The 18,874-nt window shown below is 44.6% G+C and carries 11 protein-coding genes; all 11 read left to right on the top strand.

Annotation, left to right across the window (positions count from 1 at the left end):
- Positions 1–39: 39 nt before the first annotated feature.
- The 11 genes from MR764_RS02030 (at position 40) to MR764_RS01980 (ending at position 18,834) form a co-directional block, all read left to right on the top strand.
- Entirely contained in the window at positions 40–2,322 is a 2,283-nt protein-coding gene (locus MR764_RS02030) for a GH92 family glycosyl hydrolase (RefSeq protein WP_247977720.1), read from the top strand.
- A gap of 53 nt (positions 2,323–2,375) precedes the next feature.
- Complete coding sequence (locus tag MR764_RS02025) at positions 2,376–3,296, top strand: endonuclease/exonuclease/phosphatase family protein (protein WP_247977719.1); 921 nt, start codon at positions 2,376–2,378, stop codon at positions 3,294–3,296.
- Between the two features lie 444 nt (positions 3,297–3,740).
- The gene (locus MR764_RS02020) at positions 3,741–6,245 is read left to right on the top strand and encodes a DUF4965 domain-containing protein (protein WP_247977718.1); all 2,505 of its coding nucleotides are present in this window, start codon (positions 3,741–3,743) and stop codon (positions 6,243–6,245) included.
- A gap of 40 nt (positions 6,246–6,285) precedes the next feature.
- Entirely contained in the window at positions 6,286–8,226 is a 1,941-nt protein-coding gene (locus tag MR764_RS02015) for a family 43 glycosylhydrolase (RefSeq protein ID WP_247977717.1), read from the top strand.
- Positions 8,219–9,829 (top strand): arylsulfatase, encoded by a 1,611-nt coding sequence (locus tag MR764_RS02010; RefSeq protein ID WP_247977716.1) that lies wholly within the window; start codon positions 8,219–8,221, stop codon positions 9,827–9,829. The genes MR764_RS02015 and MR764_RS02010 overlap by 8 nt, the downstream gene beginning before the upstream one ends.
- A 37-nt stretch (positions 9,830–9,866) precedes the next feature.
- On the top strand, positions 9,867–10,973 hold the full coding sequence (locus MR764_RS02005; RefSeq protein ID WP_247977715.1) for a glycoside hydrolase family 43 protein: 1,107 nt from the start codon (positions 9,867–9,869) through the stop codon (positions 10,971–10,973).
- Positions 10,974–11,032: 59 nt separating this feature from the next.
- On the top strand, positions 11,033–12,895 hold the full coding sequence (locus tag MR764_RS02000) for a beta-L-arabinofuranosidase domain-containing protein (protein WP_247977714.1): 1,863 nt from the start codon (positions 11,033–11,035) through the stop codon (positions 12,893–12,895).
- Between the two features lie 141 nt (positions 12,896–13,036).
- A complete protein-coding gene (locus MR764_RS01995; protein WP_247977713.1) occupies positions 13,037–14,017 on the top strand; it encodes a glycoside hydrolase family 43 protein in 981 nt (326 codons plus the stop codon).
- A 26-nt stretch (positions 14,018–14,043) separates the two neighbouring features.
- Entirely contained in the window at positions 14,044–16,050 is a 2,007-nt protein-coding gene (locus MR764_RS01990; RefSeq protein ID WP_247977712.1) for a beta-L-arabinofuranosidase domain-containing protein, read from the top strand.
- Positions 16,051–16,205: 155 nt separating this feature from the next.
- Positions 16,206–17,381: a glycoside hydrolase family 76 protein gene (locus MR764_RS01985; protein WP_247977711.1), complete on the top strand. Its 1,176-nt coding sequence runs from the start codon at positions 16,206–16,208 to the stop codon at positions 17,379–17,381.
- A 13-nt stretch (positions 17,382–17,394) separates the two neighbouring features.
- A complete protein-coding gene (locus tag MR764_RS01980) occupies positions 17,395–18,834 on the top strand; it encodes a glycoside hydrolase family 125 protein (protein ID WP_247977710.1) in 1,440 nt (479 codons plus the stop codon).
- Positions 18,835–18,874 lie beyond the last annotated feature (40 nt).

Genomic DNA, 18,874 nt, shown 5'->3' with positions numbered 1-18,874 from the left:
TAAATTGAAATTAAAAACGATATAAAGAGAAGACAGAAGATGGTTAAAAAAATTGGATTTTTAAGTGCGTTGCTTTTTTGCAGCTTTATCCTGAAGCTGAGCGCACAGACTTTTGATCCCGTTAGCTATGTAAGTACGCTGGTGGGGACGAATTCTAAGTATGAACTTTCAACCGGAAACACTTACCCGGCAACAGCTTTGCCCTGGGGAATGAACTTCTGGTCGCCACAAACCGGTAAAATGGGGGATGGTTGGATGTACAAATATACCGATGATAAAATCAGGGGATTCAAGCAAACGCATCAGCCCAGTCCATGGATGAACGATTACGGTCAGTTTTCGATTATGCCGCTAACCGGCGAACCTGTTTTTAACGAAGACGAGCGTGCCAGCTGGTTTTCGCACAAGGCGGAAGTGGCCAAACCGTATTACTACAGTGTTTACCTGGCCGATGTGGATGTAACAACAGAAATTGCACCGACAGAACGTGCAGCCATGTTTCGTTTTACTTTCCCCGACAGCAAAAACTCTTTTGTAGTAACCGATGCTTTCGACCGCGGTTCGTATGTGAAAATCATTCCCGAAGAAAACAAGATTGTAGGTTACACAACCCGAAACAGCGGCGGTGTGCCTGATAATTTTAGGAACTATTTTGTTATCGTTTTCGATAAGCCATTTACTTATTTTGCTGCTGTAAAAGACGGCAAAATTACGAAGGGTGAAAAGGAATTTGAAGGTAATCATGCCGGTGCCATTATTGGTTTTTCAACCACAAATAACGAGCAGGTGAATGCACGGGTGGCTTCCTCATTTATCAGTGAAGAACAGGCGATGCTAAACCTGAAAGAGCTGGGCAACGACGATTTGGATAAAATTGCTGCCAAAGGAAAAGCCCGCTGGAACGAAGTGCTGGGACGAATTAAAGTAGAAGATGACAACATCGACAACCTGCGTACCTTTTATTCCAATCTGTATCGCACTGTTTTGTTTCCGCGAAATCTTTCGGAGATCGATGCCAGCGGAAACGTAATTCATTATAGCCCTTACAATGGCAAAGTTTTACCTGGCTACATGTTTACCGACACCGGCTTTTGGGATACGTTCCGCAGTTTGTTCCCTTTCCTGAATTTTGTTTATCCTTCGGAGAACCAGAAAATGCAGGAAGGCCTCGTAAATGCGTACAAGGAAAGTGGTTTTCTTCCTGAATGGGCTAGTCCGGGGCACCGCAACATTATGGTGGGAAATAACTCTGCTTCTGTTGTTGCCGATGCTTACCTGAAAGGCTTGCGTGGTTACGATATTGAAACGCTTTGGGAGGCATTGAAACACGGAGCCAACAATGTGCATCCAACTGTAGCAGCTTCGGGCAGAACCGGTTACGAGCAATACAATCAATACGGCTATATTCCGAACGATATGGGAATCAGCCAAAACGTGGCCCGTACGTTGGAATATGCTTACGACGACTGGACCATTTACCGCCTTGGAAAAGCGCTGAACAAACCCGAAAGTGAGATCGGAATTTATGCGCAGCGTGCCATGAACTACAAAAATGTTTACAACGCAAAACGTAAATTGATGGCCGGACGCGCTGCCGATGGTTCTTTCTCCGATTCGTTTGCACCTACCGACTGGAGCCGCGATTTTACCGAAGGAAACAGCTGGCATTATTCGTGGTCGGTATTTCACGATCCAAAGGGATTGATCGATTTGATGGGTGGCGAAAAGGAATTTGTAAATATGCTCGATTCTGTTTTCATTATTCCCGGATCGGAGGGCATGAAAAGCCGTGGTATGATTCACGAAATGCGCGAAATGCAGGTGATGGACATGGGACAGTACGCGCACGGAAACCAACCTATTCAGCACATGGTTTACATGTACAATTATGCAGGAGAACCATGGAAAGCGCAGTACTGGGCACGCGAAATCATGGATAAACTCTATGCTGCTACTCCCGATGGCTACTGCGGCGACGAGGACAACGGTCAAACATCGGCTTGGTATGTTTTTTCGGCGCTTGGATTTTATTCGGTTTGCCCGGGAAGCAACGAGTACATCCTGGGATCACCTTTGTTTAAGTCGGTAAAAATCGAGCTTGAAAACGGAAAGGAAATTTCGATTGAAGCCGGGAATAATTCAAAAGGGAACCGATACATTTCGGAAATGAAGCTGAACGGGAAGAATTATACCAAAAACTACCTGACACACGAAGATTTGATGAAAGGAGCCGTGATCAATTTTAAAATGAGTTCAACACCGAATAAAAACAGGGGTGTGGAGAAAAAAGATTTTCCGTATTCTTTTTCAAATGAAAAGTGATCACAGAAAATTATTTCCACCTTTACAGGATATTAGCTCATAAAAATTAAAAAATGAAACGAATTATATTGGTGTTTTTGGTGTTTGTTTTTGCCGGAATCCAGGTTTTAAAAGCTGAAGAACTAACGGTAGCGTCGTTTAATATTCGTTACCATAATTCTTCCGATTCAGTAAATGGAAACGGCTGGAAACAGCGTTGCCCGGTGATCTGCGATTTGATTCGCTTTAACGATTTTCAGATTTTCGGGGCGCAGGAAGTTTTGCACGATCAGTTACTGGATATGCTGGCCGGACTTCCCGAATACAATTATGTTGGCGTTGGCCGCGACGATGGTAAAACAAAGGGCGAGTACGCACCCATCTTTTATCAGAAAGAAAAGTTTAAAGCTTTGGAATCTGGTCATTTCTGGTTGTCGGAAGTGACCGACCGGCCCAACAAAGGCTGGGATGCTGCTTTGCCGCGGATTTGTACCTGGGCAAAATTTAAGGATGTCAAATCCGGGTTTGAGTTTTACTTTTTCAACCTGCACATGGATCACATTGGGGTGGAGGCCCGAAAAAACAGTGCAAAACTGGTTCTGAAGAAAATCACCGAAATGTGTGACAACAAGCCGGTGATTCTGACCGGCGACTTCAATGTAGATCAGCACAGTCCGAATTATGCGGTTCTGGAAAGTTCTGATTTGCTGAAAGATTCATACCTGGCAGCCCAAGTGAAGTATGCTTTAAACGGCACCTTCAATAATTTTAAACCCGATATGTTTACTGACAGCCGGATCGATCACGTGTTTGTAAGCCCCGATTTTACAGTGGAACGCTACGGGGTTTTAACCGATACTTACCGGACCGAAATTGCCGAGAGTAAATCGGAAAAATCAGGAAATTTTCCGCAGGAAGTGTCGCTGCGAAAATATGTGGCCCGAACTCCGTCCGACCATTTCCCGGTAAAAGTGGTTTTGAGTTTTGATGAATAGAATTTAAGAACCGGAGCCGGGTTGTTTATCAGCAATCTTTGGTGAAAGCGAATCGGCTCTGGCATATACATAAAAAGTAGGTATCGCCCCTAACGGATTATGTGCTTAAATAGCAGCTTTTAAGAACATTATTGTATGTTTGGGGAACCTAAAAAAGCAAGAATAACGGAATCTGTATAATTCTGTTTTCCTGAAGAGAAAAGTTTATAACCTATACCAACAATCTTTCACGGTGGAAGCGGTATTTCAATATGCTGTCTGTCAGGTTGAAAGAGTGAGGTGCCGGAAGTCGGTAGTTGATAACTGATTAGCCGTTTTTAACCAGAAAATAACCAACAGAATCTAATAATTATGAAACAATCCAACATTTTGATTCCACGATCGAGTATTAATTCAACAGGGAAGTTAAAGCTGAGTTTTCTTCCTGTAAATCATTCAAAAAAAATGAACAAAATATTTTTCTATTGTTTTGCTTTGATACTGGCAGGTGTATTTTTTCAGAGCTGCCAGCCGGCCGCAACACCTGCTAAAATTGAGCAGGGAGTGAGCTTCAGAGCTCCCGCTTACCCTTTGATTACGGTCGATCCTTATACCAGTGCGTGGTCAACTTCTGACCAGTTGTTTGATACGCCGGTAAAACACTGGACAGGTAAAAATCATTCATTGATCGGCGCTGTTCGTGTTGATGGTCAGACCTATCGTTTCCTCGGGAAAGAAGAAATTCCGCTTCAGCCTGTTTTGCCAAGTGCCAAATACGAAGCCTGGGACGGAAAGTATGTGACCAAAGAGCCTGCCTCTGGCTGGGAAAAACCAGGTTTTAACGATGCGTCGTGGGAAAGCGGAAAGGCTGCTTTTGGTACACCTAACTCGGGCGAAACCAGTACCGCGTGGACAACACCTCATATTTGGGTGCGCCGTGAATTTACTTTGCCGGCTATAAACAGCGACAGCGAACTGTATCTGATCTATTCGCACGACGACGATTTTGAATTGTACCTGAACGGAAAAGAAATTATCAATACAGGAAATCGCGCCAAAAGTAATGTGGTGTTGAAACTTGACAAAAGCTTGTTAAACGCTGACGGTAAAAATACAATTGCTGCCCACTGTTGGGATCGTGGCGGTTTGGCTTATGTCGATTTTGGCATTTTCAAGGAAAGCGATGAAAAACCTGTTTTTGCGCAAACTGCCGTTCAAAACAGTGTGAAAATTACAGCTACGCAAACCAAATACGATTTTACCTGTGGTCCGGTGGATTTGCAGGTTGAGTTTGTTTCGCCTTTATTGATGGACGATCTGGATCTGCTTTCACGTCCGGTAAATTACATCAACTACGAAGTGGTTTCAACCGATGGACAATCTCATGATGTGGAAGTTTATTTTGAAACAACACCTGAGTGGGCGGTGAACGAACCAAACCAGGAAGTGGAAGTTACAACAGGCAAAACCGGAAATATCAGCTTTGCCAAAACAGGAACCACCGGGCAACCCATTTTGCAGAAGAAAGGCGATAATGTGCGTATCGACTGGGGATATTTTTACCTCGCCTCTCAGGAAGCGACTAATAAAACAATTGCAATCGGTGATTTTTCAGGCATGAAAAAAGCCTTTGCAGAAAATGGTAAAATTGCAAGTGCACAGAAAAAAATTACGGCTGTAATGTCGAATTCGATGCCGGTGCTGGCTTGTGCTGATGCCATCGGAAAAGTTTCAGCTAAACCTGCTTCTGGTTTTGTGATGCTGGCTTACGATGACATTGAATCGATTCAGTATTTCGAAACCAACCTGAAAGCCTGGTGGACAAAAGAAGGGCAGGTAAGCTTTGATCAGGCGCTGACTTCAGCTGCAAAAGATTACCAAAGCATCATGGATCGTTGCGATGCCGCCGATGCAAAAATTTACGAGGAAGCACTGGCTGCCGGTGGCGAAAATTATGCCCGTCTTTGTTTGCTCGCTTATCGTCAGTCGATTGCCGCACACAAACTGGTAAAAGATACCGAAGGCAACACGCTTTTCCTTTCAAAAGAGAACTTCAGCAATGGTTCAATCGGAACCGTTGATGTTACTTATCCATCGGCTCCTTTGTTCCTGAAATACAATCCGGAGCTGTTAAAAGGAATGCTCAATCCTATTTTCTATTATTCTGAAAGTGGAAAATGGGCGAAACCTTTTGCTGCGCACGATGTGGGTACATATCCGAAAGCTAACGGACAAACCTATGGTGGCGACATGCCAGTGGAAGAATCCGGGAACATGTTGATTCTGACAACTGCCATTGCAGCTGTAGAAGGAAATGCTGAGTACGCTGCAAAACACTGGGATGTACTGACAATATGGGCGAATTATCTGTTGGAGAATGGTCTGGATCCTGAAAACCAGCTTTGTACCGACGACTTTGCAGGCCACTTTGCACACAATGTAAATCTCTCGGTAAAAGCCATTATGGGAATTGCCGGTTACGGGAAACTGGCCGAAATGCTGGGGAAAACCGATATTGCTGAGAAATATACCACGCAAGCTAAACAGATGGCGCAGGAATGGGTAAAAATGGCGAACGATGGAGACCACTATCGTTTAACTTTCGATCAGCCCGGAACATGGAGCCAGAAGTACAACCTGGTTTGGGATAAATTGCTTGATCTGAATATTTTCCCGGAAGAAGTAGCACAAACAGAAATTGCCTATTACCTGACCAAACAAAACACATACGGTTTGCCACTAGATAACCGCAGAACTTATACAAAATCAGACTGGATTGTTTGGACAGCTACTTTGGCGGATGACACAGAGACTTTCCAAAAATTCATCGATCCTGTGTATTTGTATGTAAACGAAACACCCGACCGCGTTCCGATGTCTGACTGGTATGAAACACCAACTGCTACTCAGGTTGGTTTTCAAGCTCGCTCGGTAGTTGGCGGTTACTTTATTAAGATGCTGGAAAAATAAACTCAGCAGCTTGTTTTTCCAATCTCGAAATGTTTTCGAAATGAGAAAATTGATATTGATTTTTCTGATAGTGGTAACAGGCCACTTAACTGAATCGGCAAAGGGACAGTCACGCGTCCCTTTTGGCGATCCGTTTATCATGCTATATGACGGAAAATACTACGCTTACGGCACTCATGCCAAAGACGGTATTGCTGTTTTTGTTTCTGATGATCTGAAAACATGGAAAATTCCGGCTGAAGCTGCTGACGGACTTGCGCTTCACAAGGACGACGTTTGGTCTGACCATTGGTTCTGGGCGCCTGAAGTGTATCAGGTAAACGGGAAATTTTACATGTACTATTCGGCAGCGGAGCACATTTGCGTGGCTACTGCCGACAGTCCGCTGGGGCCGTTTAAGCAGGATGTCCGGAAACCGATGCTTGAAGATGAAAAGTGTATCGATAATTCACTTTTTATTGACGACGACGGAAAAGCTTATCTGTTTTTCGATCGCTTCGACGATGGACTGAACATCTGTGTGGCCGAACTTGAAGATGATCTGTTGAACATCAAACCGGAAAGCATCAGAAAATGCATCCATGTTTCGCAGCCCTGGGAAGAAGTATGGCCGCGTGTAAATGAGGGGGCTTTTGTTACGAAGCACAACGGGACCTATTACATGACGTATTCGGCCAACAGTTACGAGAGTCCGTTTTACGGTGTCGGTTTTGCTACTGCCGACAAGGTAACAGGGCCCTGGAAGAAATACGAAAACAACTCGATTCTCCAAAAGCCAGGGAATCTTGTCGGAGTGGGACACAGCGCCATGTTTAAGGATAAAGAGGGACAGCTTCGGATTGTTTTTCATGCGCACAACAGCGAAACCGAAATTCATCCGCGAACGATGCACATTGCGAAAGTTTTATTTGAGGAGAAAGACGGAAAAACCATCATGAAAATTGATGATGATATACTTACACCGACACTCGAAAATCAGCATGAAAAAGTGAAAAGTACATTTACCAACCCGGTTTGGAACGGTGCCGATCCGTGGATGGTAAAACAGGGCGACGATTACATTTATTGTTTTTCGGCCAACAACGGAATAAAAGTGTCGCGTTCGAAGCTGATGACCCAACGCGGTGAAACACGCGAAATATGGCGTGCTCCTGATACAGGCTGGAACAAATCCTGTATTTGGGCTCCCGAGATTCATTTTATCGACGGACACTGGTACGTTTATTATGCAGCCGGCGTTTCGGGACCACCCTTCGTTCATCAGCGAACAGGTGTTTTGCGCTCCAAAACAGCCGATGTTTTTAGTGAATATGAAGATATGGGGATGCTGAATACCGGTGATAATCCTGCCGATATTTCAAAAAATATCTGGGCCATCGACATGACTGTGTTTGAACACGTAGGAAAGATGTACGCGGTTTGGTCGGGTTGGCAAAAGCAAATGAATACCGATGCCACTCCGCAACATTTATTTATTCAGGAGATGGAGAATCCGTACACGTTGAAAGGTAAAAGAGTGTTGCTTTCGTCGCCGGAAGAAAGCTGGGAAACGGGTGGACCACTTAACCTGAATGAAGGTCCCGAAGTTTTAAAACACGACAATCAGGTATTTATCGTTTACTCGTGCCGCGAATCGTGGCTAAAAGAATACCGCCAGGGCATGTTGCAGTTGAAATCAACCGATGCCGATCCGCTCGATCCGAAAAGCTGGATAAAAAAAGGTCCCGTTTTCGTAGGAAACGATTCGGTTTATGGTGTGGGGCATGTTTCGTTTGTAAAATCGCCCGACGGAACCGAAGACTGGATCATTTACCATTCAAAAAAAGGAACAGAACCCGGCTGGAACCGAGACGTGCGCATGCAGCCTTTTACCTGGAACTCAGACGGCACTCCCAATTTCGGAGATGCGATAAAAGCCGGAATTCCTCTAAAACGTCCTTCGGGAGAAGTTGAAATCAAAAAAGCTTTGCAAAATGAATAGGCTACTTTGGATATTATTCTTGACAGGATTTGTTGTTGCTTGTTCAGTGCCGGCAAAGAAAGCAGATGAGCGCCCCAATATTCTGCTTATTATGGTCGACGACATGGGCTACTCGGATTTGGGATGTTATGGTGGAGAAATTCAAACTCCCAACATCGACCGGTTAGCGGCAGAAGGAGTTCGCTTTACACAAATGCATAACTGTGCAAGATGTTGCCCAACCAGGGCGTCGTTGCTTACCGGCCAATATCCGCAGGAGGCAGGAATAAATGGGATGGGAGTGAATCTGGCCATGAATACAGCTACCATTGCGGAAGTACTGAAAGAGAATGGCTACCACACCGGGATGACCGGGAAATGGCATCTTTCGCAAACAAAACCGGTGAACGATCCGGTGGAACAATTGCGCTGGATGGCACATCAGGTGGATTACGGTTCGTTTTCCCCGCTGGAAAATTACCCGTGCAACCGTGGTTTCGAAGAGCACTGGGGAGTTATCTGGGGCGTCGTAAATTATTTTGATCCCTTTAGCCTGGTACACAACGAGGAGCCGATAAAAGAAGTTCCTGACGATTTTTACATGACCGATTTTATCACCCAAAAATCAATTGATTTGATTGACGATTATAGCAAAGATGACAAACCTTTCTTTTTGTACGTAGCGCACACTGCACCTCACTGGCCTTTGCATGCACTTCCTGAAGATATTGCAAAATATAAGGATACTTACAGCGAAGGCTGGGAGGTTTTAAGGGAAAATCGCTATAACCGAATGGTGGAGATGGGGTTGATTGATGGCGATACTTATCCGCTTCCTGAAAATTCTTCGGGCAGAAAGTGGGAAGAATGCAAAAGAAAAGAATACGAAGCAGCTTGCATGTCGGTGCATGCGGCGATGGTCGATCGGGTTGATCAGGGAATAGGGCAGATCATTGAAAAGTTAAAAGCCACCGGGCAATACGACAATACCGTTATTTTTGTGCTGTCCGATAATGGTGCTTCTTATGAAAGAGGCTATCCTCCCGGTTTCGACCGCCCCGGATTTACAAGGGATTCTACCATTATCGAATACAATTCAGTGCATCCGGGAGCCGAAACTACGTGGAATTATATTGGAACAGCCTGGGCTAGCGCCTCCAACACTCCGTTTCGTTACTGGAAGAAGGAATCGTACGAAGGTGGCAGTGCCACGCCTTTCATCGTTCACTGGCCTGCTCAGCTTAAAAGTCAGGAAAATGAGATTAACCGCGGATTGGCGCATGTTATCGATATTTTGCCGACTTGTTTGGAGCTTTCCGGAAGTAGCTATCCTGAAACGATAAACGGACAGAAAGCTGTTCCTCCCGTGGGGAAAAACCTGTTGCCGCTGCTTTTTAATGAAACAGAATCAATACACGATACGCTGTATTGGGAACACGAAGGGGGACGTGCTGTTCGAATCGGTAACTGGAAGATGTCGGCATTGCCTAATCATAAATGGGAATTATTTAACCTGGCGGCTGATCATACCGAAACCACAGATCTTTCGGCTGAAAACCCGGAGAAAGTAGAGGAAATGAATCGGGCGTGGGTAGACTGGGCACATTCAATAGGAATTCGTTAATAGTAGCTTTTAAACGTCAACTAAAATTAATCTGACAATGAAACAAATCCGTTTAAATAAATTTACACTTGTCCTGCTTTTGGGACTGTTTACATTTTTTACAGCTTGTCGACCTGCCAAAGAGAAGTTGAACATCGATAATCCGCTGCCGGTGGAGTTTGGTGATCCCTATATTCTGAAAGCTTCCGATGGAATGTACTACATGATCGGAACCGGTGGCGTAAAAGACGGTTTTAAAATGTATTCGTCTTCAGATCTAAAAACATGGAAAGACGAAGGACGAATTTATCAGGGAAATACGGATGAATCGTGGAATATTGCCAATTTTTGGGCTCCTGAATTGTACGAAAAAGACGGTAAGTTTTATTTGCTGTTTAGTGCCGACTGGCGCGAGAATCCTACCAACGAACTCGAAAATTTTCGTATCGGAGTGGCTGTTTCCGACAATCCAACCGGACCTTACACCGATCTGATGGATCGCCCGATTTTTGATCCGGGGTACCCGGTTATCGACGGAAATCTTTGGTTTGAAAATGGAAAAACCTACCTGTATTATTCGCGTTGCTGCTACAAAAATCCGGTTGAAAGTGAAGTAGCCGACTGGGCACGCGAAAAAGGAATGTTCGACGCAATTGAAGAAAGCTGGGTGTACGGAGTGGAGCTTCAACCTGACTTTTCAGGAATTATCGGAGAACCAAAATTATTGCTTCGTCCCCCGGTGGAAATGGATGATCAGCAGGCAGAATGGGAAAGCCGTTCAGTAACTTCAGGTGAGGTAAACCGCCGCTGGACAGAAGGTTCGTACCTGTTTAAAAACAACAATACTTACTACATCATGTATTCAGCCAACTACTTTGGCGGGAAAAACTACGCCGTAGGTTATGCAACTTCTGATTCACCACTCGGGCCTTTCAAAAAAGCCGACAACAACCCGGTTTTGCAAAAGAATGTGGACCAGGGCGGTGTGGTAACCGGCACCGGGCATAATTCGGTAACTCTGGCGCCTGATGGTGAAACGATGCTTTGCGTTTATCACGGAAGAACTTCAAAAACAGGCGATGAACGTGTGGTCTTTATCGATCCGATGGAGATTGATGCCAATGGAAAATTGATCGTTCACGGACCATCAACCAAAGAGAATTAAGAAAGGAGTCAGTTGTAATTTGTAAATTCAACGGCCTAAACCAACAATAAAACTGAAAAATGAAACAAATAAAAGATTTAGCAAGCTTACTGATCTCATTCCTTTTGAGCGTGCCTGTTTTCGCACAGTCTTATTCCACGCAGCCCGTGCCTTTTATCCAGGTAAAGATTACCGATCAATTCTGGAGCACACGCTTAAAAGCACATGCAAACGCCACGTTGGAAACCTGTATCGCTCAAACACAGGATTCAACCGAGCGCATCAACAATTTTATAAAAGCTGCCGGTTTAATGGACGGTGGACACGAGGGAATTTATTTTGATGATTCCGACGTTTACAAGGCGATGGAAGGAATTGCCTATTCGCTGATCAATAATCCAAATCCGGAACATGAAGCGTTGCTTGATAGGTGGATCAGCTACATTGCCAAAGCCCAGCAACCGGATGGTTACCTGAATACCTTTTATACACTGAACCATCCCGAGGACAGATGGACCGACATGGAAAAACACGAGATGTACTGCGGTGGTCACATGATTGAAGCCGCCGTGGCTCATCATAAAGCTACAGGTAAAACCACTTTTTTAAATGTAGCCACCAAATTTGCAGATCATCTGATCAACACTTTTGGCCCCGGAAAAAAACACTGGGTTGCCGGGCACGAAGAAATTGAACTGGCGCTGGTAAAACTCTACCACGAAACTGGCGACAAGAAATACCTCAATCTTTCGTACTGGTTGCTCGAAGAACGTGGTCACGGTCACGGGAAAGGTGCCATCTGGGACAAAAGTCACTGGGGTGCTGCTTATTGCCAGGATGACGTTCCGGTTGCTGAAATCTCGGATATAAAAGGACATGCTGTGCGCGCGATGTACCTGTTTTCAGGAATGGCAGATGTAGCTGCAGAGAAGGATCTGCCCGAATATGTAGCCGCGCTCGAACGGGTATGGGAAGATGTGGTGGAACGCAACATGTACATTACCGGTGGTATCGGGAGTTCTGGTTCGAACGAAGGATTTTCAAACGATTACGACCTGCCAAATAAGGAAGCGTATTGCGAAACCTGTGCATCGATTGGAATGGTTTTGTGGAACAACCGGATGAACCTGTTTTCGCAGGATGCCAAATACATTGATGTGATGGAACGCTCGATGTACAACGGTGTTCTGTCCGGCGTTTCGCTCGAGGGCGACCTGTTTTTCTATGTCAATCCGCTCGAATCCGAAGGTCATCATCATCGTCAGGAATGGTTTGGCTGTGCCTGCTGTCCCAGTAATGTTTCGCGCTTTTTACCCTCGGTTGGCAGTTATATTTACGCCACTTCCGACGAAAAAGGAGTGTTTGTAAACCTGTACGTTGGAAGTACTGCAGAGATGAAAGTCGGTACTACAAAACTGGAGCTTGTTCAGCACACCAATTATCCCTGGGACGGAAATATAGAAATGGAAGTTCAGCCGGAAAAGGAAGCCTCTTTTTCCTTAAACTTGAGAATTCCGGGTTGGTGCAAAGTTTTTTCGCTTTCACTAAACGGGAAAAAACAGAAAGTAACTGTGCAAGACAACGGTTATGTTACTTTGGACAGAAGCTGGAAAAAAGGTGATAAACTATCGCTGATTTTCGATATGCCGGTGGAAGTGGTTGCTGCCGATCCGCGGGTTGAAGCAAACGTTGGCAAACGTGCCATCCAACGCGGGCCGCTTGTTTATTGTGTGGAAGAAAGCGATCAGGCAAACCTTAATTGGGATAAAATTGAATTATCGAAAACCAGTACTTTGAAAACCGCAAAAGCTTCCGGGAAACTGGCCGGAATGTTGGAGATCGAAGGAAAAACCGGTGACACGAATTTTACGCTGATCCCTTATTTTGCCTGGGATAACCGTGAAGAGGGAAGGATGAAAGTTTGGATTGATTATAAAGAATAACCATCTTGGAATCAGGCTTGACCCCTTTCTGTCCTGCGGACATCTTCTCCCAATTGGGGGAAGAAAGAGATGGGGGCATTAAAAGAAAGAATTATATCAAGGATTCTATTTAATCTACTTAAAGTATTTAAAAATAAGAATATGAAATATTTTGCATTATTGATTTTTTGTTTGAGTTTGTTGTCTGTCAAAACAGAAGCTCAGAAAAGGGTTGGCAACAACAATAATCCTGTTTTTGAGGGTTGGTATGCCGATCCCGAAGGAATTGTTTTTGGTGACAAATACTGGATTTATCCGACTTATTCAGCCCCGTACAATGACCAGATTTTTATGGATTGCTTTTCATCAACGGATCTGGTAACCTGGGAAAAACATGAACGGATCATCGATACAACTGCGGTGAAATGGGCCTGGCGTGCGATGTGGGCTCCGGCTATCGTTCAAAAAGATGGAAAATACTTCCTGTTTTTTGCTGCCAACGATATTCAAAACGATAACGAAGAAGGCGGAATCGGGATTGGTGTTGCCGATAAACCCGAAGGCCCGTACAAAGATTATCTCGGCAAACCCTTGCTCGATAAATTTCACAACGGCGCTCAACCTATTGATCAGTTTGTTTTTCACGATAAAGACGGCCAGTATTACATGATTTACGGCGGATGGCGGCATTGTAACATTGCAAGAATGAAGGATGATTTTACCGGCTTTGTTCCTTTTGAAGATGGTGTGACTTTTAAAGAGATCACTCCCGAAGGTTATGTGGAAGGCCCGTTTATGTTTATCCGAAACGGAAAGTATTATTTTATGTGGAGCGAAGGTGGCTGGACCGGCCCCGATTATTGTGTGGCTTATGCCATTGCCGATTCACCTTTTGGCCCGTTTAAACGAATCGGGAAAATACTGGAACAGGATGCGAATGTGGCGAGAGGCGCCGGGCATCATTCGGTGATTCAAATTCCAGGAACCGATGAATATTACATTGTCTACCATCGCAGACCTTTGAGCGAAACCGACGGAAACCACCGCGAAACCTGCATCGATCGCATGTACTTTGATGAAAACGGTTTGATAAAGCCGGTGAAAATTACTTTTGAAGGCGTTTCTCCACGACCGCTGAAGTAAAGGAACAAAACCAAATAATTAAACCTATGAAAAAATATGTATTAATCGCACTGGCTATCGCAAGTGTTTCCTATGTTTCTGTGGCAAAGGACAAACGAAACGCATTTTATATCACGAACCAGGCACCATTGGTGGCACAACCATATACTGCTTTGCCAATCGGAGCCATTCAAGCTGGCGGTTTTTTGCAGGAAATGCTGAAAATACAAGCCGATGGTTTAACCGGTCACCTCGACAGTATTTACGAAGTTGTGTGCGGCGATAATAACGGCTGGCTTGGTGGAACCGGAGATGGATGGGAGCGAGGCCCCTACTGGCTTGATGGTTTGGTCCCACTGGCATACTTACTCGATGACGACGAACTAAAAGCCAAAGCGCAAAAATGGATAGAATGGAGTATCAACAACCAGCAGGAAGACGGTTATTTCGGACCAAGGCCATTGCCTGAGAATTATGAACGGATTCCGGGGACGCAACAGGGAATGCGTAACGACTGGTGGCCCAAAATGGTGATGTTGAAAGTGCTGCAGCAGTATTATTCGGCAACCGGCGATGAGCGTGTGATCAAGCTCATGACTAACTACTTCCGTTACCAACTGAAAATGTTGCCCGAGAATGAGTTGGGATATGTAACATTCTGGGCCAACCGAAGGGGAGGAGATAACCTCGCTGTAGTTTATTGGCTCTATAATATTTCAGGCGATAAGTTTCTGCTGGAGCTGGCAGAAATTATTCATAAACAAACCGTTGACTGGACCGGAGTTTATGCCGGCGATATGATTCGCCGTTTAAATCCGCTACCCGATCTGCATTGTGTGAATGTTGCTCAGGGATTGAAGGAACCGATTATTTATTACCAGCAACATCCCGAAGAAAAATACCTGGAATCGGTTAAGAAAGGCCTGACGTCGATTAAAGAAGTGCATGGTTTTGTAAACGGAATGTACGGCGCCGATGAGCGCATGCATGGAAACGATCCGACACAGGGCTCAGAATTGTGTTCTGCCGTTGAAATGATGTACTGTTTTGAAAACATCCTCCCAATAACCGGTGATGTTTATTATGCCGATTACCTTGAAAAGATCGCGTATAACGTGCTGCCGACTCAAAGTACAGATGACTATATGCGGAAACAATATTTTCAGCAGGTGAACCAGATCAAGGTCTCCGACGACGAGCGGAATTTTTTTAACGACCGCGAAGGACGGAACGTTTTTGGAACCACTACCGGTTATCCCTGCTGCCTGACCAATATGCACCAGGGCTGGCCAAAGTTTGTTCAAAATACCTGGTATGCAACTGCCGACAATGGTTTGGCGGCCTTGGTTTACGGTCCGACTACGGTAACTGCAAAAGTTGCAAATGGTGAATTGGTTACAATCAAAGAAGAAACAGGCTATCCGTTTAAAGAGCAGATTCTGTTTACGGTTGAAAGTGAGAACGCAGTAAAATTCCCGTTTCATTTAAGAATTCCTGAATGGTGTAAGTCATTCAGACTAAATATAAATAATAACGTTCAGCAGGTTGAAGCAAAAAATGGAATTGTTATTCTTGATCGTGAATGGAAATCGGACGACAAGGTTGAACTTGATCTTGGAATGGATTTTCGCTTTAGTTACTGGCACGAAATGTCGCTGGGCATTGAGCGTGGACCGCTGGTTTATGCCCTCAAAATAAAAGAAGAATGGCGCGAAGTGACCAAGGAAGGATACGACGACACTTTCTGGGAAGTGCTTCCTAAATCGCCATGGAATTATGCGATTTGGGAAAAAACTGTAAAGGACAATGATTTTCAGATTGATTTTTCGGAAGACATTCAACCCAATCCATGGAATTTACAGAATGCTCCGATTACGGTAAAAACCAAAGGGAGAAGAATGCCCATCTGGACAGAAAACCGAAATATGGCAGGGAAAACGCCGTCTCCTGCCTGGCCTTACCGGATAGTTGAAGACAACGAGGAGGAAATTACACTTATTCCGTATGGTTGCACAACACTGCGAATTGCACAGTTTCCGGTGTATCGGAAGTAAATTTTAATCAAAACCATTGTTCCGCGGAACAATCAGAAAGTGAGTAAAGTATAAGAAAAATAATTCATGTAGTCGTCAGTCGTTAAGGTGAGGACTACAACAGCAGAACTTGATTTTTTATCCGGATTTGAGAAAATCCAGAAAAGCAAAATGAAATGGTAAAATTCTTCGCCGGCATATTATTGTGTATGAGCTTTTTTTCTCCAGTCAATGCTAAAGAAGGGGAAAACACAGCTCGGGCTAAACAAACGCTGGATTTGGTGCTGAAATATTATGATGCCGGTCACGATCACCTCTTTCTGGAGACCTGGCCCTACAAGGAAGACGGAAAAGTCACCTACCTTGCGGGAGAAGATACGGTGAAAGGAAAACGGGTGGCTTATCTTTGGCCAACTTCCGGCTTGTTCTCTGCGGTGAATGCTTTACTGAAAGCCACCGGTGACCGGGAATACAGTTCTTTGCTTGAAAGTACTGTTTTGCCCGGTCTCGAAAATTATTACGATGCAGACAGAAAACCGTCCTGTTACCAGTCATATATAAAGGAAGCAGGCATGAGCGATCGTTTTTACGATGATAATATATGGCTTGGAATTGATTTTTTGGAAGCTTATGAGCTTACTCACAATGCACAATTTCTTTCAAAATCAAAAGAAATTTGGGAGTTTGTAATCAGTGGCTGGGACGACAAGGCAGGAGGTGGGATTTATTGGTGCGAGCAAAAGAAAAAGTCAAAAAATACATGCTCTAATGCTCCTGCAGCGGTGTTGGCGCTAAAGCTTTTCCATGCCACCAATGAGAAGGATTACCTGCTTTGGGGAGAAAAAATTTACGATTGGACCAAGTCTACCTTACAAGATCCGAACGATCATTTGTATTTTGATAATATTAAGCTTAACGGAGAAATAGATCACCGGAAATACACTTACAACAGCGGACAAATGTTGCAGGCGGCCGTTTTGTTGTATAATGCAACCCAAAAAGAAGCTTTTCTTGCTGATGCACGTGCTGTTGCGCAATCGGCCATAAGGTATTTTACCGAAGATTTTGAAACGCCAAATGGTGAGGAAATCAAACTGTTTAAAAATACAGGCAACTGGTTTAATGCCATTCTAATGAGGGGGTACTGCGAATTGTACAAGGTAGATAAGAATCCGGAATACCTCAACGTTTTTCAGAATAACGTCGATCATTTATGGGCCTCGCTTCGAAGTAGTAACGGACTATTTAGCAAGGATTGGAAAGGAGAAAAGGAGGATCAGTACAAATGGTTGCTGGATCAGGTAAGTTTGGTGGAAATTTGGGCAAATTTAGAGGAACTAAAAAACGAATAAATATTTTGTACGAATGACGAATAGAAGAGATTTTTTAAAGAAAGGAACCATTGCGGTCGCAGGGGCATCCCTCGTCGGGACCAATCAATTGTGGGCAGCTTCGGTTCAGCAGAATTATGTAAGTAATCGACCGGTACCGGGGAAGAGGCATTTTACTTCGGAGGCCGTTGAAAAAGCAATCGCTTCGGTGAAAGCTAAATTGAAAGATCCGAAACTGGCCTGGATGTTCGAAAATTGTTTCCCGAACACGCTGGACACAACAGTTGAGCACGGAACGTTAAACGGCAAACCCGATACTTTTGTAATTACCGGCGATATTCACGCTATGTGGTTGCGCGATTCTACCGCACAGGTGTGGCCGTATATGTCGCTGGCAGGTGAAGACAAGGAGTTGAAAAAGTTGCTGGCCGGCGTGGTTCATCGTCAGACTCAGTGCGTTTTACTCGATCCGTATGCCAACGCTTTCAATAAAACCAAGGAAGAAGAAGTGCACTGGATGAGCGATCATACCGACATGAAACCGGGTTTGCACGAACGAAAATGGGAGATTGATTCGCTGGCTTACACGGTTCGTTTGGCTTATAACTACTGGAAGACTACAGGCGATACTTCTGTTTTTGATGCCGACTGGCAAAAAGCGGCCAAGCTGATTGTAAAAACCTTTAAGGAGCAACAGCGCAAAGAAGATCATGGCCCGTATGTTTTTATGCGTACCACCGATCGTCAGTTGGATACCGTTTCAAACGGAGGTTACGGTCGTCCGTTAAAACCTGTTGGGCTTATCAATTCAACATTCCGTCCTTCGGATGATGCCACTACTTATGGCTTTCTGATTCCTTCCAATTTGTTTGCAGTGGTTTCGCTGCGTCAGTTGGCAGAAATAAGTTCCGAAGTTACCGGCGACAAACCTTTTGCAAAAGAGTGTAAAGACCTTGCTGACGAGGTGGAAAAGGCAATTGAGAAATACGGAATTGTGGAACATCCCCGTCATGGGAAAGTGTATGCTTTTGAAGTGGATGGCTACGGAAATCATACTTTTATGGACGATGCCAATGTTCCTAGTCTGTTGGCTTTGCCTTACCTGGGATTGACCGATCGTAACGATCCGGTTTATCAAAACACCCGAAACCTGGTGTGGAGCGATGACAACCCGTATTTCTTTAAAGGAAAAGCTGCCGAAGGAATTGGCGGCCCTCACGTAGGTTACGACATGGTTTGGCCGATGAGTATCATCATGAAAGCGATGACCAGCACCGATGATAAGGAAATCGGGTGGTGTGTAAAAACACTTCGCAATACCGATGCCGACACTGGTTTTATGCACGAAACCTTCCACAAAGACGATCCAACAAACTTCACGCGTTCGTGGTTTGCCTGGGCAAATACGTTGTTTGGCGAACTAATCCTGAAACTGGTTAATGAAGGGAAAGCAGATTTGATCAACCGTTTGTAATAGACTATCAGGTTTAATAAAATAATGAACCCGGGTTTGC

Source organism: Maribellus sp. YY47, from assembly GCF_023111095.1.
Lineage (GTDB): Bacteria > Bacteroidota > Bacteroidia > Bacteroidales > Prolixibacteraceae > Draconibacterium.
Note: the sequence above shows the minus strand (reverse complement) of the source record. Positions and strands in the feature narration are given on the sequence as shown.